This is a genomic window from Janthinobacterium breve, from assembly GCF_051380895.1.
Taxonomy (GTDB): domain Bacteria; phylum Pseudomonadota; class Gammaproteobacteria; order Burkholderiales; family Burkholderiaceae_D; genus Janthinobacterium.
Genome location: NZ_JBNYXY010000005.1, coordinates 285,291 through 309,647 on the forward strand (window position 1 = coordinate 285,291; position 24,357 = coordinate 309,647).

Here is a 24,357-nt window from a genome sequence, read left to right on the forward strand (position 1 = left end):
CAGCAATGAGCCAAAACAAAGTCAACGATCTGCAAGCCTTCGTGGCCGTGGCGCGGGAACGCAGCTTTACCAAAGCCGCTGCCAGGCTGGGCATTACCGCGTCCGCGCTCAGCCATACCATCCGCACGCTGGAAGAACGGCTGGGCGTGCGCCTGCTGGCACGCACCACGCGCAACGTGGCGCCCACCGACGCGGGCGAAAAGCTCATGCTTGCCATCGCGCCCCTGTTCGAGCAGATCGCCGCCGAAGTCGAAGCGCTGGGAGAACTGCGCGACAAGCCCAGGGGCACCATCCGCGTCACCTGCACCGACGACCATATCGAACTGCTGCTACGTCCCATGCTGGCCGGCTTCCTGCGCGACTATCCCGATATCAACCTGGAACTGGTTGTCGACTACGGTTTTACCAATGTCATCGAGCAGCGCTTCGACGCGGGAATCCGCCTGGGAGAAGCCATCAGCAAGGACATGATCGCCGTGCGCATCGGCCCCGACTGGCGCCTGGCCGTGGTGGGATCACCTGCGTATTTCGCGCGCCATGGGGCGCCCGCAACGCCGCATGCGCTAACCGAATACGCTTGCGTGAATATCCGCCACCGGCCCGCTGGCGCCATCTACGCCTGGGAATTCGAAAAGGATGGGCAAGCCTTTGCCGTCAAGGCCGAAGGCCAGCTGGTCTTCAACAGCATCATGCATGTGCTCAATGCCGCGCTCGACGGCATCGGCCTGGCGTATGTACCCGAGCCGCTGCTGGCGCCCTACCTGGCCGATGGCCGCCTGGTCGAAATCCTCGCCGACTGGTGCCCCACTTTTCAGGGCTACCATCTGTACTACCCGAACCGGCGCCAGGCCACGCCCGCGTTTTCAGCATTCGTGGAGGCGCTCCGCTACCGCACCTGACTGTAGACCGTTCTTGCGCGCCAGCCAGCCCAGCGGCAGCAAGGCGAGCAAGGCGGCGGCCACGCCGGCCCACGGTGACGACGCCATCAGCTGGCGAGACACCATCAGCGCTCCCAGCATGGAACCGAAGGAAATGCCCAGGTTAAAGGCCGAGATGTTCAGCCCCGAGGCGAAATCGACGGCTTGCGGCGTGTAGCGCTCGGCCGTGGCCAGCATGCCGGCCTGCAAGGCGGGCGACAGGCCGAAGGCAAACACGCCCCAGACGAACAGCATCACCGTCATCATCCATGGCGAGCTGATGCTCAAGGCTACGCCCACTTGCGTGGCGGCCAACAACAACAGCATCAGGCGCAAGGCCTTTTGCCAGCCCAGGTGGCTGGTCAGGTAGCCACCCGCCAAGTTGCCGGCAAAGGTGGCGGCGCCAAACACGATCAGCAAGGCGCTGGCCATGGTGGCGGAAAAGCCCGTCACATCCGTCAGGATGGGCGTGATGAAGGTAAACGCGGCAAAGCTGCTGCCGAAACCAAACGTGGTCACGGCCATCATCGTCAAAATGGGACCGCTGCCCAGCGCCGCCAGTTGCGTCATGGCCTTGCCGCCCTTGCCTTGCGGCAAACCTGCCGGCAGCCAGCGCGCCATCGCCGCCAGGCCCAGTGCGGCCAGGACCACCACGGCAAAGAAAGGCAAGCGCCAGCCCATCAGGTTGCCGAGGAAACTGCCGAAGGGCACGCCGATCACCATGGCCAGGGTCAGGCCCGCAAACATCACGGAAATCGCCCTGCCCGCCTGCGCCTTCGTCACCAGGCTGGCGGCCACGGTGGCGCCGATGGCAAAGAAGGTGCCGTGCGCCACGGCCGTGATGACCCGTCCCACCAGCAACAGTTCAAACGTGTGGGAAAAGGCGGCCAGCAGGTTGCCGGCCAGGAACACGCTCATCAGCCCCAGCAAGGCCGCCTTGCGCGGCAAACGCGACATCAGCAGCACCAGCAACGGCGTGCCGATGGCCAGCGCCAGCGCATAAAGGCTGACCAGCGAGCCGGCCGATTCGATGGAAATATGCAAATCCTTCGCGATGCTCGGCAGGATGCCGACGACGATGAATTCGGTGACGCCGATGGCAAAGGCGCCGACGGCCAGCGCCAGCACGCCGGGCGGCATCTTGCTGGCTGACGTGGAAACAGGGCTTGCGGTGGTCATGATGGCTCCAACATTGGTTCAAGCCAGCCAGTGTATCGATGGAACCACTTTTGATATAGACTTCAATAACGGAAACACCTATGAATTGGATTCAATAATGGCCAGGCAAGACATCAACCGTGCATTCGAGATGGCCGTATTTGCCGCCGTGGTGGAGACGGGCGCCTTTTCCGCCGCCGCGCGCCGCCTGGCCCTGACGCCGTCGGCAGTCAGCAAGCTGGTCAGCCGGCTGGAAGCGCGTCTCGGCGCGCGCCTGCTGCAGCGCAGCACGCGCCAGCTGCACACCACGCCCGAGGGCGACGCCTTCTTCGTGCAATGCAAGCGCATCCTCGACGATATCGACGGCGCCGAGCGCGAAGCGGCGCAGGGCGCAGCGCCGCGCGGGCGCTTGCGCATCAACTGCTTCGTGCCGTTCGGCGTGCGCCATCTGCTGCCCATCCTGCCCGAGTTCGCCCAGCGCTATCCCGACATCGTGCTCGACGTGGTCGTCAGCGACGCCATCGTCGACTTGCTGGAGGACCGCACCGACATCGCCATCCGCACAGGCAAGCTGAAGGAATCAAACCTGGTGGCGCGCAAGCTGGGAGAAGATGCGATGGTCGTCGTCGCCTCGCCCGCCTACGTGGCGCTGCACGGCCTGCCGCGCACGCCGCAGGAATTGGTAAAGCACAATCTGCTGGCATTCAACTTCCGCTGCCAGAACGAAACCTGGCCCTTCCTCGACGGGAGCGGCGGCACCATGCAGGTAGCGCCGCAAGGCAATACCTGCGTCAGCGATGGCGAAAGCATGCGCCAACTGGTGCTGGCGGGTATGGGACTGGGACGGTTTTCGCGCCAGCATGTGCAGCGCGACATCGGGCAAGGTCATTTAATACCCTTGCTGCAGGACTACAATCCGGGCGACAAGGAACTCGTGCACGCCGTCTTCGTGGGACCGGGCTTGCAAGTGCCGGCCCGCGTGCGCGTGATGCTCGATTATCTGCAGGAAAAAGTGAAGCTGGGCATCGCTTAAACCGCCACCGCATCCAGGCGCAGCTGCCGGCCCTCGCCCAGCATCACTTCGAATTCCGCCGCCGGCACTGCCGGGCTGAACAGGTAGCCTTGCAGCTGGTCGCAGCCCAGTTCGCGCAAGAAGCGCATCTGCTCGGCCGTCTCCACCCCTTCGGCGACGATTTCCTGGCGCAGCTGTTGCGCCATGGTGACGATGGCGCGGGCGATGGCGCAATCGTTTTCCTCGAACGGCAAGCCGATGACGAAGGAGCGGTCGATCTTCAGGGTGCTGATGGGGAATTTCTTCAGGTAAGCCAGGCTGGAATAGCCGGTGCCGAAATCGTCCAGCGCCAGCGCCAGGCCCATGGCCACCAGTTGGTTCATGATGTCGATGACCTTGTCGGCGCCCCGCATCAACAGGCTTTCCGTGATTTCCAGCATGATCTGGTCGGGACGCACCTGGTAGCGCTCCAGCACGGCCGCTATGCGCGCCGGCAACTGTTCATCGAACTGGCGCGCCGACAGGTTGACGGCGATGGCCGGCATGTGCAGCCCACGGTCTTCCCAGTTGCGGATCTGGCGGCAAGCCTCGTCCAGCACCCAGGTGCCGAGTTCCAGAATCAAACTGGTTTCCTCGGCAACGGGAATGAAGAGGCCGGGCGAGACCATGCCGCGCATCGGATGCTTCCAGCGCAGCAAGGCTTCCGCGCCCACGATACGGCCGCTGGCCAGGCTCACTTTGGGCTGGTAATGCAATTCCAGCTCCTTGTCGCCCAGCGCCAGCCGCATTTCGCTTTCCAGACGCAAATGTTCCTTGGCGCGCCGGTTCATGTCTTCGCGGTAAAACAGGAAGGTCGATTCGATGGTCTGCCCCGCCTTGGCCACGGCCACGTCGGCAAAGCGGAACAGGGCTGGCGCTTCCAGGCCATCTTCCGGATACACGGTGATGCCGATGCTGGCGCCCACGTGCAGGGCGTGCGCATCGATATTGATCGGTGCTTCGAGCAGGTTGAGGAGTTTTTGCGCCACATTCGCCGCGTGTTCGCGCTTTTCGATGTGCAACAGCGCGACGACGAATTTGCTGTTGTCGACCCTGGCTAAAATGTCGGCATCGCGCAAGGCGCCACGGAACAGCTGGCCAATGGCGATCACCAGCTGGTCGCCCACTTCGTGGCCCAGGGTATCGCTGATGGAACCGATGCGGCTGATGTCGATGACCATCAGCGCGCCATGCGTGCCCTGCCGTTTCGCTTCGGCCAGGCCCTGGTCGACCAGCTGGTTCAGCAGGCAGCGGTTGGGCAAGCCCGTCAGGCTGTCGTAGTTGGCCATGCGCTGCATGCGCGCTTCGGCATCCTTGTGCACTGAGATATCGGAAAACAGGGAAAACACATGGCTGATTTCGCCAAATTCGTCGCGCACGACGCTGATGGTGACGTCTTGCGGGAACAGTTCGCCATTCTTGCGCTTGCCGATGATTTCGCCGCGCCAGGAACCGTGCCCACGCATGGCGGCGCGCACCTTGGCGCGGAAGTCGGGGTCGTGCACGCCCGAGCGCAGCAAGTCCGGCGTGCGGCCGATGGCTTCGGCCGGCGAATAGCCGGTGATGCGGGAAAACGAGCTGTTGATGGAGACGATGCGCTCTTCCGCATCCGTGATCAGCACCGCTTGCTCGCTGTCTTCGATGATGCGCGCGTGCAACCTCACCTTATCCACGTCAGACAGCGGTTCGCTCATGGCCGACAGGCGCACGGCCATGCCGCACGCCTTGCCCGCCTGGTCGTGGATCACGTGGCGGTGCATGCGCAGCCACGTCACCATGCCCGACTTCTTGCGCCGGCGCACATCGGTCGCCACGTCGCCCTGTTTGAAATGCAATTCCAGCACGCTCGCTTCCGCGTCGTCTTCCGGATACAGGAACAGGATGTGCTGGCCCAGCGCTTCCAGTTCGGAATAGCCGAACATCTGTTCGGCGCCATGGTTCCAGCCGATCAGGAAGCCATCGGGATCGATTTCCAGCAAGGCGTCGGCCGGTGCCACGCGCACCACGGGCCGGCTGGCGCCGCGCAGCCGCTCCAGTTCATCCTGCAGCCGCGCCAGGGTGGCAGCCTGCTGCGGCCCCGCCTGTTCACGGGCATCCTGGGCCAGGCGCAGGCACAGCGCGACCTTCGCCTCAAGCATGGCAACCCCACTCTTGGGCCAGGTCGAGGGAAACTATCAAGGGCGCTGCAGTGTATGTAATCATCAAAATCCCACTATGGGGCGTGGAGGTCGGGGCAGAAAGACGGTCGAAATACTGTGAATATGGTAACTTAAAAATGTTGGCGTATGTCAACATTTTAAGACCTACGCAGAATGGCTGGGTGCGCCATCGCGGGCTTGCAGTTACTTAATGTCAAGCAGCACGCCCCGGCAGATGCTGCGCCAGGCGGGCAAACACATCCGGTTCGCGCATGCGCGCCATCCACCAGCGCAGCGCGGCGCCATCTTCGCCCACGCGCCAGGCCAGGTAAAACGTTTCCGACGGTTTTGGCTCTTCCACGGCCTTTTCCACCAGCAAGCCGCGCGCAATAGCGGCGCGCGCACACGGCCCCGGCAGGAAGCCAAAGCCCAGCCCCAGCACCTGGTAGTCGAACTTGACTTGCATGCTTGGCACGCTCAAGGCATCTTGCCCCAGCAGCAGCCCCACGGTGCGCGGCGCCATCTGGCGCGCCGAATCGGCCACCACCACGGCCCGGTGCTGCTGCAAGTGGCCGCGCGACAAGGGTTCCGGCACCTGCGCCAGCGGATGCGTGGGCGCCACGGTAAACACGAAGTCGAGCATGCCGATCGGCTGCGCGATATAGCCACCGCCCGCCGGCCCGTCGCCGGGCGCGCCCACCAGCAAGTCGACGCGGCGGTCCAGCAGCGCTTCCCAGGTGCCCGACAGGGTGTCTTGCGACAGGCGCAGGCGCGTCTGCTGCGCCACCTGATAAAAGGCACGCACGTCATCGGCCAGGGCTACGGCGGAAAACATGGAGTCGATGCCGATGGACAATTCCGTTTCCCAACCGGACGCCACCCGGCGCACGCGGTGCTCGAGGTCCTGCGCCGCCTTCAGCAGATAGCGGCCCTCTTTCAGCAATTCCTGGCCGGCCGCCGTCAGCATGACTTTGGGACCATTGCGCAGGAACACTTGCACGCCCAGGTCGTCTTCCAGCTTGGCCACCGTATAGGAAATGGTGGAGGGCACTTTATGCAGCTCCTTGCCGGCCGACGAGAACGATCCGCGGCGGTCGATGGCGTCGACGATTTGCAGGGCTTCCAGGCTCAGTCTTAACATTCGATTTTTTCGATCATAGTACGCAAGATTTTCCGTTTTTCTTTCCGGGCTGGCCGGCCTATACTTTCTCCATCGTACAGCGAAGGGCAGCAAAAGCGCCACGGCAACTGCCAGGCAACGGTCCTTCGAAATTATCGCACATTAACTTATAGAAACGGAGTCCACCATGTTACAGATTCGTCATAGCGAAGAACGCGGCGCCGCCAACCACGGCTGGCTCAACTCCCACCACAGCTTTTCCTTCGGCAGCTACCACGATCCGCTGCACATGGGCTTTGGCCCCTTGCTGGTGATCAATGAAGACCGGGTCACGCCAGGCCAGGGTTTCGGCACGCACGGCCACCGCGACATGGAAATCATTTCGTATGTGCTCGACGGCGCGCTCGAACACAAGGACAGCATGGGCACCGGTTCCGTCCTGCACTACGGCGATGTGCAGCGCATGAGCGCCGGCAGCGGCGTGCGCCACAGTGAGTTCAACCATTCTGCCACGGATGGCTTGCACTTTCTGCAAATCTGGATACAGCCGAATGTGACGGACATTGCTCCCAGCTATGAAGAGAAACATTTCACGCCGGACAGCAAACGGGGCAAGCTGCGCCTGATCGCCTCCAGCGACGGCCGCCAGGGTTCCGTGCTGATCCACCAGGATGCGGCCATCTACGCCAGCATCCTGCAGGAAGGCGAACAGGCCGAACATGCACTCGACGAAGGCCGCCTCGCCTACGTCCACCTGATCCGCGGCAGCCTGGTGGTGAACGGCACACCGCTCAAAGCGGGCGATGCGCTGAAATTGACGCAGGAAGCGGCCGTGACGTTGACCCAGGCGGAAGACGCGGAAGTGCTGGTCTTCGACCTGCCCAAATAGTCATTTAGATAAAGGAAACGGAAAACAAGCATGAGAAACAATACGGATATCCTGCTCCCCTTCGGCCGTGCCGCCCTTGGCATGCTGTTCTTTGTCTCGGGCTTGCTGAAAATCGGCGGCTTTGCGGGCGTGGCCGGCTACATGGCCAGCCAGGGTTTGCCGCTGGCGAACATCCTGCTGGTCGGCGTGATCGCGCTGGAAGTGGGCGGCGGCCTGCTGCTGATCACAGGCTGGCAGGCGCGCTGGGCGGCGCTGGCGCTGGCACTGTTTTTGATCCCGACGACGCTCATCTTCCACGCCTTCTGGAGCACCGATGCAGCCGATTTCCAGGACCAGCTGACCAATTTCCTGAAGAACCTGTCCATCTTTGGCGGCATGCTGTTGCTGGTGGAACGGGGATTCGGCAAGGCCAGCCGTCTTGCAAAAAGCTGATCCGGCCGCAATTAGAGGGACAGTACCAGGCATTCCAGCCTTCAAATCTCAGCCAGGGGAAATGGATGCCCCTGCTTTTTGGTATGATGGCAGGGCGCGCCGGCACCGGAGTGGTACGGCGCGCCTCCATTTTCGAACATTACCTATATGAGCACAACCATGCAAAGCGGCGCAGACCTCCTGGCGACAGGCGAATTGGATTACACGACTTCCTGCGCACTGCCGACGCCGTGGGCCCAGTTCACCCTGCACGCCTTTGTCGAGCACGCCACGGGCAAGGAACACCTGGCCATGGTGCTGGGCGATGTCGGCAACGGCGAACCGGTGCTGGCGCGCGTGCATTCCGAGTGCCTGACGGGCGACGTGCTGTTTTCCCAGCGCTGCGACTGCGGCGCCCAGCTCGAAGGCGCCTTGAAGCGCATCGCCGAGGAAGGCCGCGGCATTCTGCTGTATCTGCGCCAGGAAGGGCGCGGCATCGGCCTGATCAACAAGATCCGTGCCTACCGCCTGCAAGAGGCAGGCGCCGACACGGTGCAGGCAAATGAACAGCTGGGTTTCAAGGCCGACGCGCGCAACTACACCTTGTGCAAGCCCATGTTTGCGCAATTCGGCATTAACAGCCTGCGCTTGATGACGAACAACCCGCGCAAGATTGCCGCCATGGAAGCGCTGGACATCACGGTGGCCGAACGGGTGCCGCTGCTGGTCAACCGCAACGCCTTCAACCAGCACTACCTGAATACCAAGCAAAGCAAGCTGGGCCACATGATGACGCCGGAAACGGCGCCGGCGCTGGAAGACGGCGCCCTGTAATCCCCCGGGCTGGCGCAACGCGTGCACGATGCCGCGCCGGGCCGGCCTCGCTCCTGCTCACGCACAAAGGATGCATGAAATTATCTAACTTCGCCTTCTTGCTGGCCAGCCTGTGCGCTGCAGCAGGCGCACACGCGGCCCCGGCGCCAGCGCCAGCTGCGGCACCCACCGCTTCGACTCCCCCCGCCAAACCGCCACCGGCCACCGCCGCGCCAGCCGCCACCGAACATGCAGCCTTGCCGCCGCCCTCGTCGGCGGCGCAAAAACTCTACACGGCCGCGCGCGCCGACATCCTGCAAGTGCGCGTGCTGCTGAAAAATGGCCGCACGCAATCGTCGGTCGGTTCGGGCTTCCTGATAGGCACGGGCGACCTGGTAGTGAGCAACTATCACGTCGTGTCGCAATTCGCGCTCGACCCCGATACCTATGTGGGCGAATGGGTGGATACCAGCGGCCAGCGCGGCAATGTGGAATTGCTGGCCGTCGACGTGCTGCACGACCTGGCCGTCTTGCGCGTAAACCGCCACGGCACGGGCTTTTTCAAGATGCCGGACCCCCTGGCGCCCCTGACCCAGGGCCAGTACCTGTATTCGATGGGCAATCCGCTGGACCTGGGCTTCGCCATCTCGGAAGGCTCGTACAACGGCGTCGTCACGCGCAGCTTCTACGACCAGCTGATGTTTACGGGACCGATCAATGCCGGCATGAGCGGCGGTCCCAGCGTGACGGCCAGCGGCGACGTGGCCGGCGTGAACGTGTCGAAGCGCCTCGATGGCGAACTCGTCAGTTTTCTCGTGCCCGCCCGCTATGCCCAGCAATTGCTGGCCAAGGTCGCCTTGCAAGGCAAGCCGCCGAAAGACTTCAAGCCGCTGGTGACGGCGCAACTGCTGGCGCACCAGGACGTCATGCTGGCGCGCCTGCTCGACACGCCATTGAGCCTGAAGGCCATGGGCCCATACCGCGTGCCCGTGCGCGAGTCCGACCAGATGCGCTGCTGGGGCCGCTCCAACGTCAAGTCCGACAAGCCCTACATGCTCGACAACACCAGCTGCGCCATGGAATCGGCCATCTTCATTTCCGGTGCCCTGCAAACGGGGCAAGTGTCGATGCGCCACGAATTCCTGCGCAGCAGCGAACTGGGCGCGCTACGCTTTTCCGAGCTGGCCAGCGCCTCGTTCAAGAATGAAAGTTTCGGCAGCTACAAAAGCGTGCACCTGACGGGCCCCCATTGCACTGAACAGTTCGTCAAGAACGCCACTCTGCCCCTGCGCGCCGTCCTGTGCGTGCGCGCCTACCGCAAGTTTACCGGCCTGTACGACTTTGCCCTGCTGGCCGCCAGCACCGATGAGCCACTCATGAGCCTGCAAAGCCGTATCGACGCGCGCGGCGTGTCCTACGCCAACGGCATGCGCGTCACGCGTACCTTCCTCGAAGCGCTGTCGCGCGCCCCATCCACCACCGGGACGCGCAAGCCATGACAGCACCGTACTTCATCGAAATCCTCGCCGAGAATGGCGAAGTGCAGCAACGCCAGCGCATCGTCACCCTGCCGATCCGCATCGGCCGCGGCTACGACAACGACTTCATCCTCGACGACGCGCACACGGCCGCCCACCACGCCATTGTCGAAGATGATGGCGCAGGCGGCCTGCTGCTGCGCGACCTGGGTAGCCAGAATGGCGTGATCCACCGGGGCCAGCGGCAACTGCAAGTGGCCTTGCACGGCAACAGCATCGTGCGCCTGGGACACACACGCCTGCGCGTGCGCACCAGCGACCACCCTGTTGCGCCCGAACTGAGCGACACCACCAGGCACGACTGGGAAGGCTTGCGCCCCGCCGTCGCCGGCCTGGCCATGATCGGCGCCTCGGCCGCCTTCAGCAACTGGCTCGGCGACGCGGAAGCCTTCGACCCGATTTCCTACCTGATGATCATCGCCTACGCGCTGGCCGGCGGCCTCGTGTGGGCGTCGATCTGGGCCGTGGCAAACCGCTTGTTCGGCCATGTGGCGCGCTTCGGCCGCCACCTGTTCATCATCGGCTGCGGCTTGCTGGCCATGGAAGTGTGGGAACTGGGCAGCAATGTGGCGGCGTATGCGCTGTCGCTGGAAGTGCTGACGCGCTACGGACGGCATATGTTCATCGTCATTGTATGCGCGATGATCTACTACCATTTGTGCACGATCAAACCCCAGCATCCGCGCCGCTTCGGCCTCGTTGCCGTCGTGCTGGCAATCCTTGGCTCGAGCCTGATCCTGCTGAGCAACCTGCAGATCAGCGGCCGCCTGGCAGATGAGGCCTACATGTCGGTCATCTACCCGCCGGTCATGCGCCTGAGCCCGAATCACACGACGGAGGCTTTCTTCCGCGATGCAGCCGGCCTGCAGCACGCCGTCGACGCCGAGCGCGGCAAGGCGGCCAAGGGGGCCGGTGAAGACGAAGACAGCGGCGATTGAGCAAGCGCATGCAAAAAGCCCGCCGGTCTGTCAAGACACGGCGGGCTTTTTTTTACGTGCGCCGCAAGACGCGTACAGTCTCGCTGTTTAGAACTTGTCGTCCTGTTTGCGGCGCGCCGTAAAGCCCAGCAAGCCCAGGCCGATCAGCAGCATGGCATAGGTGGTTGGTTCCGGCACGGCCGACACCAGGCCATCGGTGCTGGAAAAGCTGGTGAAATTGCTGCTGCCTGCCTTGAACTGGACTTGCTGGCCGCCATCGCAGCAGCCTTCCAGGCCAAAGATGCTCAAGGTATGGTTGCCTGCCGACAAGGTGCCCGAACCGGCGAGGAACTGGCTGCTGCTGTTGTAGTTACCAGCCCACCACAGGTCGCTGCTCTTGAAGTCCAGCGCCACGCCGTCGAGGAACAGGGCGCCGCCCTTGCCGAAGTCGACGCCGCTACGGAAGCTCCAGGCGCCCGCATCGGCCGCACTGACGCCAAAATTGATCACCGACTTGAAGGCGATGTTCGAACCACTGCCGAACAGGCTGCTATTCGTGACATTGTTGTAGCTGGCAAGGGTCGTCGTGCCATAGCCGGCGCCAGGCGTGGCCACGGCGGCATTCACCACGGACTGGTAAGCTGCGGCGGAAGCTTGCGCGCCGGCAGTCGAGTAGCCGGTGGAGAGAGTGATGGTGCTGGCGTTCGCTTGGGCAAACACACCAGCAGCGATCAGGGACAGGGCGATTTTAGGCAAGTTTTTCATATTAAGTATCCATTCAGTAAGTATTCAACGGGCGCAGCAGGCGTGAGGGCGCTGGAGCTGAATACACGCTGCATTGAGGCGTGTCGGCATAGCGCGGGAAATTGCAAGGATGAGCGGTCGGGGGCACAGCTTCCGCAGAACATCGCGGACTTGCAGCGTGCCATGGCGGCACTGCAAGCGTCCTGGAAAGGGTTTGGGTTCCCGGGACAAAGCCAGTCGGTTGACGGGTCAGGTAAAACGTTGAGTCTATTTTATCTTAAATTTCATGGAAGAAAAGTATTTTTCTTTTTACCATGTAAGATATTTTTATGACAATCACGCGCCAGGCAGCTAAATCGGCCTGGACAACCGTGCCACCCGGGCAATGCCGTCGTCGCGCGGGCTGGCGAGGTGTCGCAACAGCACCACAAAGGCACGCACCAGTGTCGCATCTTGCGCATTTCTTTTCGCATGCCGCTGCACCACGCGGCGAAACAGCATGGCAAAATGTAGTCATGCAGCTATCTGTCCGATGAGAGGGAAAGAGGAAATGGTCGACCTGGAAGAACTACGCTATCTGGCACTGTCGTTTCCCGACGCCACCGAGGAAGAACACCACGACCGTCCAGCCTTCCGCGTGGGCGGGAAGATCTTTGCCACCCTGCCCGACGACGAGCACATCAACGTGCTGCTGGATGCGGAAGCGGCGCATATCGCCACCGTCATCACGCCGTCCGGCTGCGAAAAACTGTGGTGGGGCGAACGGCTGGCCGGCATCACGGTGCGCCTGGCGGACGCCGAACTGGACATGCTGGCCGCGGCCCTGACGGCCGCCTGGCGGCGCAAGGCGCCCAGCGACCTGGCCAAGACCATCGCCCCGACCGGGTAGTTACAGCGGCCAATTGCGTAGCAGCAATCCCACCATCTGCTGCAATTGCTCGCGCGCTACCCCCGCCGCCGCCTGGATGGCCATGCCTTGCGACAGGGTCACGACAAAGCGCGCCTGCTGTTCGGGACAGGAATCGGGCGGCAAATCCCCCTCCTCCTTGGCGCGCCGCAAGCGGTCGCGCAACTTGATTTCACCGCGCAGCCGGCGCGCAAACAATTCATCGCGGATCGGCAAGGCATCGTCGCTGCAGGCGAGCGCCGCATTCACGCCCATGCAGCCGTGCGGACCGTCGGGCATGGTTTGCGCGTCGACATACTGCGTCAGCAAGGCTTCCACCACCTGGCGCGCCGTCGGCTGTTCCAGCGCCGCATCGAAAAACTGCATGCGCGTGTCACTGTAGCGCTCCAGCGCCTTGTGAAACAATTGCTCCTTGTTGCCGAAGACGGCATACAGGCTGGGACGGTTCATGCCCATGGCTTTCGTCAATTCCGGCAGGGAACTGCCTTCATAGCCTTTTTCCCAGAACACTTTCATGGCGCAATCGAGCGCTTCGTCCGCGTCGAAGGTGCGCGGACGCCCCGTTTTCGCCTTGACTACTTCTTCTTTTTTCTCTTGTTTCATACCGTTCGGTAAAAAATTATTGACAACAACGCTTGCTTGCCCTGATTATATACCGACCGGTTAAAAACCTCCCGGCTTTTCAGGACCTCCCATGCAAACACCACCTGCTTCCCCCTCCGCCCCGGCGGCCAACAGCGACGATACCACCGTGGCGCCCTGGCTGGCCGTCCTGTCCGTCGGCATTGGCGCCTTCGCCCTCGTCACCTCCGAATTCCTGCCCGTCGGGCTGCTGCCGGACATGGCCGCCGAACTGGCCATCAGCAAGGGCCAGGCGGGGCTGATGATCACCACGCCCGGCATCGTTGCCGCGTTTGCCGCCATCTTCGTGACCGTCGGCTCGGGCCGCCTGGACCGCCGCATCGTGCTGCTGGCGCTCACGGCTCTGCTGGTCGCCTCAAACCTGCTGGTGGCGCTGGCCCCCTCGTATGGCTGGATACTGCTGGGCCGCGCCATGCTGGGCGTGGGCGTGGGCGGCTTCTGGGCCATCGGCAGCGCCATCGGCCCGCGCCTGGTGGCGCCGCAGCATGCATCGCGCGCCATGTCCATCATCTTCGCCGGCGTCTCGCTGGGCACGGTGGCGGGCGTGCCGGCCGGCGCGCTGGTGGGCGAGCTGGTCGGCTGGCGCGTGGCTTTCGGCGCAGCCAGCGCCATTGCCGTGCTGGTCTTCATCGGCCAGCTATTGCTGCTGCCCAAGCTGCCACCGACACAGGCCATCCGCTTGCGCCAGTTGCCGATGATTTTCGGCATCCGCAAGGCCAGGCTGGGCCTGATCGCCACGGCCATGCTTTTCACGGGACAATTCGCCGCCTACACGTATATCGCGCCGTTCCTCACGCAAGTCTCGCACCTAGCCGCCGGCACGGTCAGCGCCATGCTGCTGGTATATGGCGCGTCCGGCTTCATCGGCAACCTGGTGGGCGGCTGGGCCGCCGGCCGCTACGAACGGGCCGCGCTGATGGTGACGGGCGCCGTGCTGGGCCTGTCCACCCTGGCGCTGGCCGCGTTCGGCAGCCATGCATTCACCGCCATGCTGCTGGTGGCCGTGTGGGGCTTCGGTTTCGGCGCCATGCCGATCGCCGTGCAGACGTGGATGTTCAAGGCCGCGCCACACTTGATGGAAGGCAGCAGCGCGCTGTTTGTTGCCATCGTACAAGTATCGCTGGCGTCGGGCGCCTTGCTCGGCGGCATGGCCGTCGACCGGCTGGGCGTATCGAGCGCGATGGTGGCGGGCGGCCTGTTCGCCCTCGGCTGCGCGCTGACGATCGCGCTCTTCGGCAAGCCGCAAGCCAGCGCCAAGGCGGGCGCCGGCGCGGCCTGCGAGGCCTAGCAAGGCCTAGCAAGGCAGTCGGTTCAGATCCGGCCGCGGCGAAATTCGCCGAGGAATTTCGTCACTTCCGCCGGCGTCATCAAGACGTCTGCATCGCCGTGAAACGCATACAGGAAGGGCGTGCCGCCCAGGCGGTCCGTCAGCTTGGCAAAGAGTAAAAAGCGGCTGCCCAAAGGGTAATGCTGCAGCTCGACCAGGCGGCGCGAGCACTGCACGGCCAGCTCCGGCGAAAAGGCCTGGCCCGGCACGGGGCGGATTTCCACGCGGCCATTGATCGCGCGCGATTCGACGGCAACGTGCCGGTATGCATAAGTATCACGGGCCATGCCGCCACCTTGTCTTGAGTAAAGGCGCCATCTTAAGCGAAGATGGCGCCCGCCGTGCTACTGCGCCACGATGCGCAGCAAACGGCCATTGTCTTCATCCGTCAGCGCATACAGATAGCCATCCGGTCCCTGGCGCACGTCGCGCACGCGCGCGCCGATGGCCAGGCGGTCCTGCCCCGTCACCTTGCCATCCGCATCGACGGCGATGCGGCGGATATCCTTGGCCGCCAGGCCGCCGCTGAAGATGCTGCCGCGCCAGGCGGCGATCTTGTCGCCCGTGTAGACGGCCAGACCTGACGGTGCCGGCGACGGCACCCAGGCCACGCTCGGGTTGAGCATGCCCGGCACTTCATGCTTGCCGACGGGTTCATGCGTCGTGTAGTCGGCGCCATAGCTTTGCAGGGGCCAGCCATAGTTGCCGCCCGCCACCACCAGGTTCAGCTCATCGCCACCATACGGACCGTGCTCCGTGGCCCACACGCGGCCCGAAACGGGATCGAGCGCCAGGCCTTGCACGTTGCGGTGGCCATACGACCAGATTTCAGGCAAGGCGCCCTTGGCCGCCAGCGGATTGCCGGGGGCGGGCTTGCCTTCGTCTGTCAGGCGCAGGATGGAACCCTGGTGCGTGGCCAGGTTTTGCGCCTGCTCGCGCGCCAGGCGGTCGCCGATGCGCAGCGGCGGATTGCCGCCATCGGCCACGCTCATCAGCAAAGTACCATCCGGCAGCCACAGCAGGCGCGAGCCGAAGTGCTGGCCGCCGCTCTTATCCGTGGCCACCTTGAACAGGGTCTGGATGCCCGTCACCTTCTTGCCGTCGAACACGCCGCGCACCAGGGTCGTGCGGTTGGCATCATTGTTGCCCGTCGACACCGTCATGTACACGCGTGGCGTGGCCTTGCCCGCATCCTGCGGGTGAATCACGATATCGAGCAAGCCGCCCTGCCCGCCCGTAAACACCTTGGGCATGCCTTCCAGCGCCACATCCTCGAATTTCTTGCCCTTCAGCAGATGCAAGCTGCCCTGCTTGCTGGTGACCAGCGCGCGCCCCTCGCCCAGCCAGGCGATGCCCCACGGCTGGCGCACGCCCTGCGCGACAGTCTCGGCCTTCCATGCCTGCTTGGCGGCGGGCGGCTCGCCCGTGGCTTGCAGTTCGGCGTGAGCGGGCATGGCGCAAGCCGCGAAGGCTCCCAGCAGCAGTGCAGTGGCAAGGCGTGTGCGCTTGATGGTTGGCATCTGGAGTTCTCCTGTCTATATGAAAAAAGGCGGCCGCGATGGTCTTTGCCATCGCGCCGCCTTTAAAAATAGCACAGATTGCCAGGCGGGCGCGCCGCCTGGCAGAGACTATCAGCGATAGATCAGATGGTACTTGACGCGCGGTGTATTTTTTTGGAATCCGCCCGTCTGCACCAGCGCCACCGGATCGCCGGCGGCCGTATGGAAGATGCCGATGCCATAACTTTGCTCGCCGCCAATGACGGGCAAAGTAACGTCGCCGGCAGGGAACAACAGGTCTCCGGTAAAGCGCTTGTAGCTGGCTTGGTAGGTAACATCGCCAACGGGATAAATATAGTTGTACGATGTTTCCATGAGCAGCGCTTCCGCCTTCACAGGCGAGTAGCTCATCGACAGCACAGTGTTACCAGCCGAACTGAGGATAAAGCGGCCGACATATTTCAGCGTATCCGTACTAAAGTACGTGCCAGCTGCCGTAAATAACAGATCCTCCTTAGGCGACAGGAAGAGTGGAGCCCCGATCGGATAATCGCCATAAACGTAGGCATTGGCCAGGATGGCGTTGGTTTGGGGGTCCACGGTGAAATACGAGATAGCGTATGAAGTGCCCTGCACCGCAAATGCCTTGTTTTTGGATGCCGCAAAAACGCCACGCAGCGTTCCGTAGAAGCCGGGGGAGAAATCAAGCCCAGGCATCACTTGCCCAGTACGACCGTTGAGCACAGCAATGGCCGAGCGCGTCGACATGCCAACAGATTGGCCCATCAGGAAGATGACGCCATCATTGGTGGTGAACACCTCCGTCTGCGTACCTTCGGTACCTGTGGAGCGCAGCAGTTGCACTGCCACCAGATCAACCAGGCTGACCACGCCTTCATGCAATACGGCAGCCAGCTTGCCGTCCGGACTCAAATTAAACGACTTGACCGAGGTTGGCAGACTGATGCTGGTAGTGACGCCATCAGCCGGATTGGTGATTTTCATGGCGTCAGGATCGCTGCTGATCATGACTAGGCGATCAAGTCCCTTGCTGTAACGTACTTCCTGCGGCGTGAAAGGCAAGTCCACGACACTATAGGATGCGATGACGGCATTGAACTTCAGATAGGCCACCGCTGTTTGCCGACCGTTGCTGACCGTCAAGGACAGCATATAGGCGCCTGCCACGTCCGGCGTGAACGATGGTATTGCGGTCGATGCTGAGGCCAGCGCGGCAACAGAACCGGCCGGCCGGCTGTCAACCGCCCAGGCATAAGTCAATTGTGCGCCACCCTCGTCATAGCTGAGGATGCCGCTGGTGACCAGCGGCTGCCCGACGGGGACGGTTTGGTTGTTGCGGCTGACCACCGCGACCGTGCCCTGGATCACGCCTAACGGCATGCTGTTGTTGACATCGAACTGGTACACCGTTTCGGCATACGCACCCTTGCCGTCCGCGCCGCGGGCGCGCACTTTGTACAGGCCCAACACGTCCGGCGAGAAACGCGCCGTTTGACCCGCGACAAACAGCGTTGAGCTACTGCCGGCTGGCTTCTGGATCAGTTCCCACGTCGTGCTCACCTTGTCGCCATCGGCATCGGTACTGCCCGTGGCATCGAGCACGATGCCGGAGCGTGCCGATACACTTACGGCGTCCTTCACGAGCGGCTGCGCCGTGTAGGTGGCATTGACCACCACCACTGCATTCGGCACCCGGTTATTCACCAGCACCGTGGCGTTCTTTTCCGCAAAGCCGCCCTTGCCATTCGTCACGCGCACTTTGAAGATATAGGTGCCCAGAGCGTCGGGCTGGAAGTTCAGTTTGGGGGTTGCAACAGCGCCCATGTTCAAGCCGCTGCTGGCAGGTTTGGAGACGATGCTCCAGGCAAAAGTCAGTGCACCGCCGTCAGCGTCCTTGCTGCCGCCTGCATCGAGTTCGATCTGTCCGCCCATGCTGCCAATGGCGTCGGCGCCTTCGGCCGCCGCTGACACGGCGCCGGCAAACAGGATGGCAGGCTGCGGCACGGCCGCCACCGGCGGCGGCGCCGCAGTTTCACTGCCACCGCCACCACCGCCACAGCCGGCCAGCATGGCCATGGCCAACATACCAGCCCCCAACCAGCGCACGACTGGTCCCTGCATACAACTTTGCATATGATTCCGTTCTCTTAATATTTCCCGTGGTTATAAATAAGGTGACGTCTTGTCGCGTCCGAAAAAGCGGACAAATATTATCATGACAATAACGTTGAATTTTCACCAAATTTCACTTTGGAAATATTAATTTTCAGGAATCATTTAGAAGGTGCTGTCGGCTACGTTCAGGCGCGCAGCAGCAAGGCTACGGCTTCGGCCGCGATGCCCTCTTCACGGCCCAGGTAGCCCAGCTTTTCATTCGTCTTTGCCTTGATGTTGACCTGGCCCAAACTCACGCCCAGGTCGTCGGCCACGTTGGCGCACATGGCGGCGATGTGCGGCGCCATCTTCGGGCGCTGGGCGATGATGGTGGCGTCGATATTGCCGATGATATAACCGGTGGCTTGCACGCGGCGCACGGCTTCGCGCAGCAGGGTGCGCGAATCGGCGCCCTTGAATTGCGCGTCCGTATCGGGGAAATGGCGGCCGATGTCGCCCAGGGCGGCGGCGCCGAAGATGGCGTCTGTAATCGCGTGCAGCAGCACGTCGGCGTCAGAGTGGCCAAGCAAGCCCAGGTGATGGGGAATTTTCACGCCGCCGATGATCAGGTCGCGGTTTTCCACCAGTGCGTGGCAGTCATAGCCCTGGCCGATGCGGAAAGGAAGTACGGGAGTCGTGGTGGTTGTCATGCGGTCTTTCTGTTCAGGATTCAAGGATGGGCCAAGAGTGGGACAAATACAGCTCGGCCGTGTGTATGTCGCGCGGCAGGGTCACCTTCAGGTTGCGCGGGTGGCCTTCGACAAGCCTGGGCGCCAGGCCCAGAGCTTCGACGGCGCTGGCGTCGTCCGTGATGGCGTGCGGGTCGGGCGCTTGCGACAAAGCCCGGTGCAACAAGGCATAGTTGAACATTTGCGGCGTCTGCGCCAGCCACAGACCGTCGCGCGGCACCGTCTGCGCCGACACGCTGCCCGCCCCGGCCCGCTTGACGGTATCGACCACGGGCAAGGCCAGCAAGCCGCCGGCCGGATGCGCGCCCACCTCGGTGATGAGCTTGCCGATCAGCGCCGGTGTCAGGCCGGGACGCGCCGCGTCGTGCACCAGCACCTGGTCGTGCGCAGCGATGCTGCCGTGCAATGCCTGCAAGGCGTTCAATATCGTTTCCATGCGCGTGGCGCCGCCGCAGCGCAGCACCGTCACGCCATGGTCTGCGCCCTGCTCCGGCACGACGCCGTCGATCTGGCCATCGTCCGCGCTGACCACGATGTACGTGTGCGCGATCAGGGGGCTGGCGAGAAAGGCTTCGAGCGCGTGGCGCAGCATGGGCTTGCCGGCGATGGGCAGGTATTGCTTGGGACTGCCCGCTTCCATGCGCGCGCCCACGCCGGCGGCGGGGATCAGCGCAAAGTAACGGACGGTGTTCGGTGCTTCTGTCATGCCATTCCTCATCTAATTGCCTAGTTGGCGGGCGCTGTCTTGCCCGACAGGATGTTCTGGATCTCGCCTTTGCACGCCTTGCCCAGACGTGCATATTCCTGCGGCGAATCGATGGCCGCTTGCAAGACTTCCACCTTGCGCATTTCGGCCTTGACGTATGGCAACCAGCCCGTGTCGATCTCGCGCGCCAGCGCCGCCTTCGCCGTGCCGCTGGGCGCATACAAGGGCCGCGCCTCGAAGCGTTTGGCCAGCGCGGCACGCACAGTCTTTTCCACGCGCGGCAGGTGTTCCATATAGGTTTTCATGTGCCGCAGCTCGTGCGCGAGTATCTCATCATACGCGCAGCTGCCGGGGGCGAACTCGCGGCCGATATAGATCACCACGGGCGCATACGTGAGGGTCACGGTAATTTGCGGCGCCACGCACTCGTAGCCGCTGGCCGGGTCTTGCAGCATGGGACCGGCCAGCGCGATGGCCACGCGCGAGTCGGTCTTGGTCAATCCCAGCACCCAGGTATTCGCGCGCGCCATGCCCTTCATCACGGTCAGGGCCTTGTACGGCAGATGCGTGTCGATGCTGTAGCCGTTTTGCTGTGCCGTCAGCACGGACACCGTCTTGCTGATCGTGTCTTCGCAACGTACCTGGAACGGCGTGCGCGGCTGTGCCTGCACACCCAGGGTGGCACAGGCAAGCAGCAGGAAAAGAGCCGTGCGCATGCGCAGGATCAAGCCGGTTGCCAGACGCCGCTGGTAATCTTGTCGAGCCAGAAGATGCCGATGACCGTTTTCACATCCGTAATGGTGCCATCCTTGACCCAGTCGAGCAACTGCGGCACGGTGGCCGTAAACGTTTCCAGGAACTCGCCCTCGTCAAGGCGGCGCTCGCCGGCCACGAGGCCGCGCGCCAAAAACAGTTCCAGGTGCTCGTCGGAATAGGCGATGGCGTTATGGATGGTGGAAACGAATTGCCAGTCGCTCGCCGTGTAGCCCGTTTCTTCCAGCAACTCGCGCTGGGCGCAGGCCAGATGCGCTTCTCCTGCATCGATCTTGCCAGCCGGGAATTCGATGAACACGCGGTCCAGCGGATAGCGGTACTGGCGTTCCATCAGCACCGTGCCATCGTCGAGCAGCGGCAGGATGACGACGGCGCCCGGGTGCAGGATGAATTCACGCACCGTGATCTTGCCGTCAGGCAGCGTGACACGGTCGCGCTGCACGCGCAGGAAGCCGCCCTCGTAGACGAGCTCGCCGTCGACTTTGGTTTCAATCAGATTCGTATCCATGCAATTCCTTAGTTCAATAAAAAAACGGCGCCAGAGGCGCCGCTTTCGGAGGATGGTGCCTAGCGGCGTTTACGGAGATAACGAGACACGAAACCCGGGAAAGCCAGCACCAGAAACAGACATCCGGTGATGGCATAAAACTCCCACGTCTGCGGGAAACCGTTACCGATGCGCGCTTCCAGCGCGAACGCCACGGCGCCGACGATGAAGTACAGAATCACCATCTCCAGCAGGCGCAGTGCCAGCGGCTTGCGCCAGCCTTTGTCCCCGTCTGCCTGCGCCGCCTTTTTCAGGGGCACGGCGGCAAACAGTTTCTCATTCAGGAAAGGCAGGTTGGCGCCCAGGATGGCCAGGGCGATCACCAGCCAGCTCGAGGCGGTGACATCCATCGGTCAGGACGCCAAAGTCTTGGTGATGGCGGTCGCGCAGGCAGCCAGGATGCTGTTAGGCATCACACCCAGCGCCAGGACGAACACGCCGTTCAAGGCCAGCACGACGCGCATGTCGCCATGCACGACCAGCGCGTTGCTGTCCGTCGGCTCGTCGAACCACATCATTTTCACGACGCGCAGGTAATAGAAGGCGCCGATCAGCGAGAACAGCACGGCGGCGATGGTCAGCCACAGCTGGCCCGTGGCCAGCACGGAAGCCAGCACCGAATACTTGGCCATGAAGCCCATCAGCGGCGGCACGCCGGCCAGCGAGAACATGAACAAGGTCATCACCAGCGCGAAGATCGGGCTGCGTTTGCCCAGGCCCTTGAAGTCGGCCAGTTCTTCTGCTTCGAAACCATTACGAGCCAACAACATGATCACGCCAAAAGTACCCAGGGTGGTGAACACGTAGGTGATCACGTAGTACATCGAAGCGCCGTAGGCGGTGGCTGCGCCAGCCGCGTTCAGGGTGTTGTTCGGTGCGTCAACGGTGCCCGACAGCAGGCCCAGCAGCACGAAGCCCATTTGCGCGATGGTCGAGTACGCCAGCATGCGCTTCAAATTGGTTTGCGCGATAGCGGTGAAGTTACCGATGGCCAGCGACATCACGGCCAGCACCAGCAGCATTTGCTGCCAGTCATGCGCCATCGGCAGCAAGCCCTCGCCCAGCAAACGCAGGGTGATGGCAAACGCGGCCAGTTTCGGCGCGCCGCCCAGCAGCAAGGTCACGGCCGTCGGCGAACCTTGATACACGTCAGGCACCCACATGTGGAATGGCACGACGCCCAGTTTGAAGGCCAGGCCCGCTACCAGGAACACCAGGCCGAAGACCATGATGGTGCCGTTGGTCTTGCCGTTTTCCAGCGCCACGCGCAGTTCGCCCAGGTCCAGCGTGCCGGACGCGCCGTACAGCATCGAGATACCGTACAACATGAAACCGGAAGCCAGCGCGCCCAGGATGAAGTATTTCATGGCCGCTTCCGTGGCCTTGGCATTGTCACGGCGCAAGGCGATCAGCGCGTACAGCGACAGCGACATCAGTTCCAGACCCAGGTAGATGATCAGGAAGTTGTTGGCCGAGATCATGATCATCTGGCCCAGCAGTGCAAACAGGGCCAGCACGTAGAACTCGCCGCCCAGGTTACCCGACAGCATGTTGCGGTCGGTGGCATAGGCACGCGAGTAGATCAGGGTCAGCGCCACGGCGCCGTACGAGAACAGTTTCAACAGCTGCGACATCGGGTCCGACACGAACATATTGTGGAACGTGTAGACGGTGGTGCCCGCATTGAAGTCGCCCACGGTCAGCAAGGCGCAGCCTGCCAGGGTCAGCAAGGCCAGCGCATAGGTGATCGAACGCTTCGCCGCAGGCAAGAACATATCGATCAGCAAGAGCGCCGACGTGGCGATCAGCAGAAAGATTTCCGCGTACAGCGGTACCAGATTAGGTGCATTAGTCATGTTATCGGTCTTCTATTTAAGGCAACTTGCTGATGGCGACATGCTGCAGCAGGTCGGCAACCGAAGTTTGCATCGTGTCGGTGAACGGGGCTGGGTACAGACCCATCACGAGCACGGCGATGGCCAGCACAGCAAGCATGAAGAATTCACGTTTGTTGATGTCGGTCAGTTCGGCCACATGCTTGTTCTTGATCTTGCCGAACACCACGCGCTTGGCCATCCACAGCGAGTAAGCCGCGCCCCAGATCAGTGCCGTTGCAGCCAGCAAGCCAATCCAGAAGTTGTATTTCACCGCGCCCAGGATCACCATGAACTCGCCGACGAAGCCGGAAGTCGCTGGCAAACCGCAGTTGGCCATCGAGAACAGCACGAAGAAGGCGGCAAATTTCGGCATGCGGTTCACGACGCCGCCGTAGTCGGCGATGTTGCGGGTATGCATGCGGTCATACAGCACGCCGATGCACAGGAACATCGCGCCGGAGATGAAACCGTGCGACACCATCTGCACGATACCGCCCTGCACCGAGATGTCGTTGAACATGAAGAAGCCCAGGGTCACAAAACCCATGTGCGCGATCGACGAGTAGGCGACCAGTTTTTTCATGTCGGTTTGCACCAGGGCAACCAGACCGATGTAGATGACGGCGATCAGCGACAAGGCGATCATGAAGCCCGACAGGTAGTGGCTGGCGTCCGGCGTGATCGGCAGCGAAAAACGCAGGAAACCATACGCGCCCAGTTTCAGCATGATGGCGGCCAGCACGGCGGAACCGCCCGTAGGCGCTTCCACGTGGACGTCCGGCAACCACGTGTGGACAGGGAACATCGGCACTTTCACGGCAAACGCCATCAGGAAGGCCAGGAAGATGAAGATCTGTTCGTTCATCGTCAGCTTGAATGCATGCCAGGCCAGGATGTCGAAGCTACCCGTCACATTGCGCAGGTAAATGATGGCAACCAGGGTCAGCAACGAACCGAAGAAGGTGTACAGGAAGAACTTGAACGAGGCGTACACGCGGTTCGAACCGCCCCAGATACCGATGATGATGAACATAGGGATCAGGGTTGCTTCAAAGAAGAAGTAGAACAGCAAGCCGTCCAGCGCGCAGAACACGCCGATCATCAAGCCCGACAGGATCAGGAAGGCGCCCATGTACTGGGCGATGCGCTTCTCGATCACTTGCCAAGCGGAAATGACGACGATGACCGTGATGAACGCCGTCAGTGGAATGAACCACAGCGACAGGCCGTCGATACCCAGCGAGTACCAGATATTGAAAGTTTCAACCCACGGTGCTTTTTCGACGAATTGCATGCCGTGTGCGGCGTTGTCGAAATGCTGGATCAGCGGCAAGGTGCACAGCATGCTGAGCACGGCGCCAGCCAGCGACAGCCAGCGGGTAAAACCCGCTTTGCTGTCACGGCCAAGAGCCAGGACCAGGACGCCGCAAATGATCGGCACCCAGATCGACAGACTCAGGTAAGGAGGTAGTGTAGAAATCGTAGACTGCATCATGGTTCTCAGTATTCTTTTATCAG

General features: G+C 62.4%; 24 protein-coding genes. 9 read left to right on the forward strand and 15 right to left on the reverse strand.

Annotated elements, in window-relative coordinates:
• Positions 1–5 precede the first annotated feature (5 nt).
• Positions 6–899, forward strand: a complete 894-nt coding sequence (locus ACQ4W0_RS11605; RefSeq protein WP_436576857.1) for a LysR family transcriptional regulator — start codon at positions 6–8, stop codon at positions 897–899.
• Here the strand turns inward: ACQ4W0_RS11605 and ACQ4W0_RS11610 are convergent.
• Positions 864–2,096, reverse strand: a complete 1,233-nt coding sequence (locus ACQ4W0_RS11610) for an MFS transporter (RefSeq protein WP_436576858.1) — start codon at positions 2,094–2,096, stop codon at positions 864–866. The genes ACQ4W0_RS11605 and ACQ4W0_RS11610 overlap by 36 nt on opposite strands.
• A 97-nt stretch (positions 2,097–2,193) precedes the next feature.
• Here ACQ4W0_RS11610 and ACQ4W0_RS11615 point away from each other — a divergent pair, with 97 nt between their 5' ends.
• Positions 2,194–3,108 carry a LysR family transcriptional regulator gene (locus ACQ4W0_RS11615; RefSeq protein ID WP_436576859.1) on the forward strand — a complete coding sequence of 305 codons (915 nt, stop codon included), beginning with the start codon at positions 2,194–2,196 and terminating at the stop codon, positions 3,106–3,108.
• Here the strand turns inward: ACQ4W0_RS11615 and ACQ4W0_RS11620 are convergent.
• The gene (locus ACQ4W0_RS11620) at positions 3,105–5,264 is read right to left on the reverse strand and encodes a putative bifunctional diguanylate cyclase/phosphodiesterase (RefSeq protein ID WP_436576860.1); all 2,160 of its coding nucleotides are present in this window, start codon (positions 5,262–5,264) and stop codon (positions 3,105–3,107) included. The genes ACQ4W0_RS11615 and ACQ4W0_RS11620 overlap by 4 nt on opposite strands.
• A gap of 214 nt (positions 5,265–5,478) precedes the next feature.
• Positions 5,479–6,405 (reverse strand): LysR family transcriptional regulator, encoded by a 927-nt coding sequence (locus tag ACQ4W0_RS11625; RefSeq protein WP_436576861.1) that lies wholly within the window; start codon positions 6,403–6,405, stop codon positions 5,479–5,481.
• 166 nt (positions 6,406–6,571) lie between these two features.
• Between ACQ4W0_RS11625 and ACQ4W0_RS11630 the strand changes: the two genes are divergently transcribed.
• The 5 genes from ACQ4W0_RS11630 to ACQ4W0_RS11650 all read left to right on the forward strand — a co-directional run bounded on the left by ACQ4W0_RS11630 (position 6,572) and on the right by ACQ4W0_RS11650 (position 10,973).
• Positions 6,572–7,273, forward strand: a complete 702-nt coding sequence (locus ACQ4W0_RS11630) for a pirin family protein (protein WP_436576862.1) — start codon at positions 6,572–6,574, stop codon at positions 7,271–7,273.
• Positions 7,274–7,303: 30 nt separating this feature from the next.
• The gene (locus tag ACQ4W0_RS11635; RefSeq protein ID WP_436576863.1) at positions 7,304–7,705 is read left to right on the forward strand and encodes a DoxX family protein; all 402 of its coding nucleotides are present in this window, start codon (positions 7,304–7,306) and stop codon (positions 7,703–7,705) included.
• Between the two features lie 159 nt (positions 7,706–7,864).
• Entirely contained in the window at positions 7,865–8,518 is a 654-nt protein-coding gene (gene ribA / locus ACQ4W0_RS11640; RefSeq protein WP_289944529.1) for a GTP cyclohydrolase II, read from the forward strand.
• Positions 8,519–8,592: 74 nt separating this feature from the next.
• Complete coding sequence (locus ACQ4W0_RS11645) at positions 8,593–9,996, forward strand: S1 family peptidase (protein WP_436576864.1); 1,404 nt, start codon at positions 8,593–8,595, stop codon at positions 9,994–9,996.
• A complete protein-coding gene (locus ACQ4W0_RS11650) occupies positions 9,993–10,973 on the forward strand; it encodes an FHA domain-containing protein (protein WP_436576865.1) in 981 nt (326 codons plus the stop codon). The genes ACQ4W0_RS11645 and ACQ4W0_RS11650 overlap by 4 nt, the downstream gene beginning before the upstream one ends.
• A gap of 87 nt (positions 10,974–11,060) precedes the next feature.
• On the opposite strand, the gene ACQ4W0_RS11655 is transcribed toward ACQ4W0_RS11650, so the two are convergent.
• On the reverse strand, positions 11,061–11,717 hold the full coding sequence (locus ACQ4W0_RS11655) for a CCXG family PEP-CTERM protein (protein ID WP_436576866.1): 657 nt from the start codon (positions 11,715–11,717) through the stop codon (positions 11,061–11,063).
• Positions 11,718–12,228: 511 nt separating this feature from the next.
• On the opposite strand from ACQ4W0_RS11655, the gene ACQ4W0_RS11660 reads away from it, so the two are divergent.
• Positions 12,229–12,585 carry an MmcQ/YjbR family DNA-binding protein gene (locus ACQ4W0_RS11660; protein ID WP_258000952.1) on the forward strand — a complete coding sequence of 119 codons (357 nt, stop codon included), beginning with the start codon at positions 12,229–12,231 and terminating at the stop codon, positions 12,583–12,585.
• On the opposite strand, the gene ACQ4W0_RS11665 is transcribed toward ACQ4W0_RS11660, so the two are convergent.
• Entirely contained in the window at positions 12,586–13,206 is a 621-nt protein-coding gene (locus ACQ4W0_RS11665; protein ID WP_436576867.1) for a TetR/AcrR family transcriptional regulator, read from the reverse strand.
• A 91-nt stretch (positions 13,207–13,297) separates the two neighbouring features.
• Between ACQ4W0_RS11665 and ACQ4W0_RS11670 the strand changes: the two genes are divergently transcribed.
• The gene (locus ACQ4W0_RS11670; protein ID WP_436576868.1) at positions 13,298–14,533 is read left to right on the forward strand and encodes an MFS transporter; all 1,236 of its coding nucleotides are present in this window, start codon (positions 13,298–13,300) and stop codon (positions 14,531–14,533) included.
• Positions 14,534–14,556: 23 nt separating this feature from the next.
• Here ACQ4W0_RS11670 and ACQ4W0_RS11675 read toward each other — a convergent pair whose 3' ends face one another.
• The 10 genes from ACQ4W0_RS11675 to ACQ4W0_RS11720 all read right to left on the reverse strand — a co-directional run bounded on the left by ACQ4W0_RS11675 (position 14,557) and on the right by ACQ4W0_RS11720 (position 24,334).
• Positions 14,557–14,859, reverse strand: coding sequence for a hypothetical protein (locus ACQ4W0_RS11675; protein ID WP_436576869.1), 303 nt, complete (start codon positions 14,857–14,859; stop codon positions 14,557–14,559).
• Between the two features lie 57 nt (positions 14,860–14,916).
• Positions 14,917–16,092, reverse strand: a complete 1,176-nt coding sequence (locus tag ACQ4W0_RS11680) for a PQQ-dependent sugar dehydrogenase (RefSeq protein ID WP_436576870.1) — start codon at positions 16,090–16,092, stop codon at positions 14,917–14,919.
• A 111-nt stretch (positions 16,093–16,203) separates the two neighbouring features.
• On the reverse strand, positions 16,204–18,168 hold the full coding sequence (locus ACQ4W0_RS11685) for a PKD domain-containing protein (protein ID WP_436576871.1): 1,965 nt from the start codon (positions 18,166–18,168) through the stop codon (positions 16,204–16,206).
• Between the two features lie 224 nt (positions 18,169–18,392).
• On the reverse strand, positions 18,393–18,896 hold the full coding sequence (ispF, locus tag ACQ4W0_RS11690; protein WP_436576872.1) for a 2-C-methyl-D-erythritol 2,4-cyclodiphosphate synthase: 504 nt from the start codon (positions 18,894–18,896) through the stop codon (positions 18,393–18,395).
• 13 nt (positions 18,897–18,909) lie between these two features.
• Positions 18,910–19,641, reverse strand: a complete 732-nt coding sequence (gene ispD, locus ACQ4W0_RS11695; RefSeq protein ID WP_436576873.1) for a 2-C-methyl-D-erythritol 4-phosphate cytidylyltransferase — start codon at positions 19,639–19,641, stop codon at positions 18,910–18,912.
• A gap of 20 nt (positions 19,642–19,661) precedes the next feature.
• Positions 19,662–20,357 carry a hypothetical protein gene (locus ACQ4W0_RS11700; RefSeq protein WP_436576874.1) on the reverse strand — a complete coding sequence of 232 codons (696 nt, stop codon included), beginning with the start codon at positions 20,355–20,357 and terminating at the stop codon, positions 19,662–19,664.
• Between the two features lie 8 nt (positions 20,358–20,365).
• Positions 20,366–20,923 carry an NUDIX domain-containing protein gene (locus ACQ4W0_RS11705; RefSeq protein WP_436576875.1) on the reverse strand — a complete coding sequence of 186 codons (558 nt, stop codon included), beginning with the start codon at positions 20,921–20,923 and terminating at the stop codon, positions 20,366–20,368.
• A 59-nt stretch (positions 20,924–20,982) separates the two neighbouring features.
• Positions 20,983–21,312 carry a DUF2818 family protein gene (locus ACQ4W0_RS11710; RefSeq protein WP_436576876.1) on the reverse strand — a complete coding sequence of 110 codons (330 nt, stop codon included), beginning with the start codon at positions 21,310–21,312 and terminating at the stop codon, positions 20,983–20,985.
• A 3-nt stretch (positions 21,313–21,315) separates the two neighbouring features.
• On the reverse strand, positions 21,316–22,818 hold the full coding sequence (gene nuoN, locus ACQ4W0_RS11715) for an NADH-quinone oxidoreductase subunit NuoN (RefSeq protein ID WP_436576877.1): 1,503 nt from the start codon (positions 22,816–22,818) through the stop codon (positions 21,316–21,318).
• A 16-nt stretch (positions 22,819–22,834) separates the two neighbouring features.
• Positions 22,835–24,334 (reverse strand): NADH-quinone oxidoreductase subunit M, encoded by a 1,500-nt coding sequence (locus ACQ4W0_RS11720; protein ID WP_436576878.1) that lies wholly within the window; start codon positions 24,332–24,334, stop codon positions 22,835–22,837.
• Positions 24,335–24,357 lie beyond the last annotated feature (23 nt).

What these genes read in the sequence shown, in the direction of transcription:
- ACQ4W0_RS11615 (WP_436576859.1), top strand. Translation starts at nt 2,194, where the DNA reads ATGGCCAGGCAAGACATCAACCGTGCATTCGAGATGGCCGTATTTGCC.
- ACQ4W0_RS11665 (WP_436576867.1), bottom strand. Translation starts at nt 13,206, where the DNA reads ATGAAACAAGAGAAAAAAGAAGAAGTAGTCAAGGCGAAAACGGGGCGT.
- ACQ4W0_RS11705 (WP_436576875.1), bottom strand. Translation starts at nt 20,923, where the DNA reads ATGGATACGAATCTGATTGAAACCAAAGTCGACGGCGAGCTCGTCTAC.
- ACQ4W0_RS11655 (WP_436576866.1), bottom strand. Translation starts at nt 11,717, where the DNA reads ATGAAAAACTTGCCTAAAATCGCCCTGTCCCTGATCGCTGCTGGTGTG.
- ACQ4W0_RS11625 (WP_436576861.1), bottom strand. Translation starts at nt 6,405, where the DNA reads ATGTTAAGACTGAGCCTGGAAGCCCTGCAAATCGTCGACGCCATCGAC.
- ribA (WP_289944529.1), top strand. Translation starts at nt 7,865, where the DNA reads ATGCAAAGCGGCGCAGACCTCCTGGCGACAGGCGAATTGGATTACACG.
- ACQ4W0_RS11660 (WP_258000952.1), top strand. Translation starts at nt 12,229, where the DNA reads ATGAGAGGGAAAGAGGAAATGGTCGACCTGGAAGAACTACGCTATCTG.
- ACQ4W0_RS11670 (WP_436576868.1), top strand. Translation starts at nt 13,298, where the DNA reads ATGCAAACACCACCTGCTTCCCCCTCCGCCCCGGCGGCCAACAGCGAC.
- ACQ4W0_RS11620 (WP_436576860.1), bottom strand. Translation starts at nt 5,264, where the DNA reads ATGCTTGAGGCGAAGGTCGCGCTGTGCCTGCGCCTGGCCCAGGATGCC.
- ACQ4W0_RS11700 (WP_436576874.1), bottom strand. Translation starts at nt 20,357, where the DNA reads ATGCGCACGGCTCTTTTCCTGCTGCTTGCCTGTGCCACCCTGGGTGTG.
- ACQ4W0_RS11710 (WP_436576876.1), bottom strand. Translation starts at nt 21,312, where the DNA reads ATGGATGTCACCGCCTCGAGCTGGCTGGTGATCGCCCTGGCCATCCTG.
- ACQ4W0_RS11680 (WP_436576870.1), bottom strand. Translation starts at nt 16,092, where the DNA reads ATGCCAACCATCAAGCGCACACGCCTTGCCACTGCACTGCTGCTGGGA.
- ispF (WP_436576872.1), bottom strand. Translation starts at nt 18,896, where the DNA reads ATGACAACCACCACGACTCCCGTACTTCCTTTCCGCATCGGCCAGGGC.
- ACQ4W0_RS11635 (WP_436576863.1), top strand. Translation starts at nt 7,304, where the DNA reads ATGAGAAACAATACGGATATCCTGCTCCCCTTCGGCCGTGCCGCCCTT.
- ACQ4W0_RS11610 (WP_436576858.1), bottom strand. Translation starts at nt 2,096, where the DNA reads ATGACCACCGCAAGCCCTGTTTCCACGTCAGCCAGCAAGATGCCGCCC.
- ACQ4W0_RS11685 (WP_436576871.1), bottom strand. Translation starts at nt 18,168, where the DNA reads ATGGCCATGCTGGCCGGCTGTGGCGGTGGTGGCGGTGGCAGTGAAACT.
- ACQ4W0_RS11720 (WP_436576878.1), bottom strand. Translation starts at nt 24,334, where the DNA reads ATGATGCAGTCTACGATTTCTACACTACCTCCTTACCTGAGTCTGTCG.
- ACQ4W0_RS11645 (WP_436576864.1), top strand. Translation starts at nt 8,593, where the DNA reads ATGAAATTATCTAACTTCGCCTTCTTGCTGGCCAGCCTGTGCGCTGCA.
- ACQ4W0_RS11605 (WP_436576857.1), top strand. Translation starts at nt 6, where the DNA reads ATGAGCCAAAACAAAGTCAACGATCTGCAAGCCTTCGTGGCCGTGGCG.
- ACQ4W0_RS11630 (WP_436576862.1), top strand. Translation starts at nt 6,572, where the DNA reads ATGTTACAGATTCGTCATAGCGAAGAACGCGGCGCCGCCAACCACGGC.
- ACQ4W0_RS11675 (WP_436576869.1), bottom strand. Translation starts at nt 14,859, where the DNA reads ATGGCCCGTGATACTTATGCATACCGGCACGTTGCCGTCGAATCGCGC.
- ispD (WP_436576873.1), bottom strand. Translation starts at nt 19,641, where the DNA reads ATGACAGAAGCACCGAACACCGTCCGTTACTTTGCGCTGATCCCCGCC.
- ACQ4W0_RS11650 (WP_436576865.1), top strand. Translation starts at nt 9,993, where the DNA reads ATGACAGCACCGTACTTCATCGAAATCCTCGCCGAGAATGGCGAAGTG.
- nuoN (WP_436576877.1), bottom strand. Translation starts at nt 22,818, where the DNA reads ATGACTAATGCACCTAATCTGGTACCGCTGTACGCGGAAATCTTTCTG.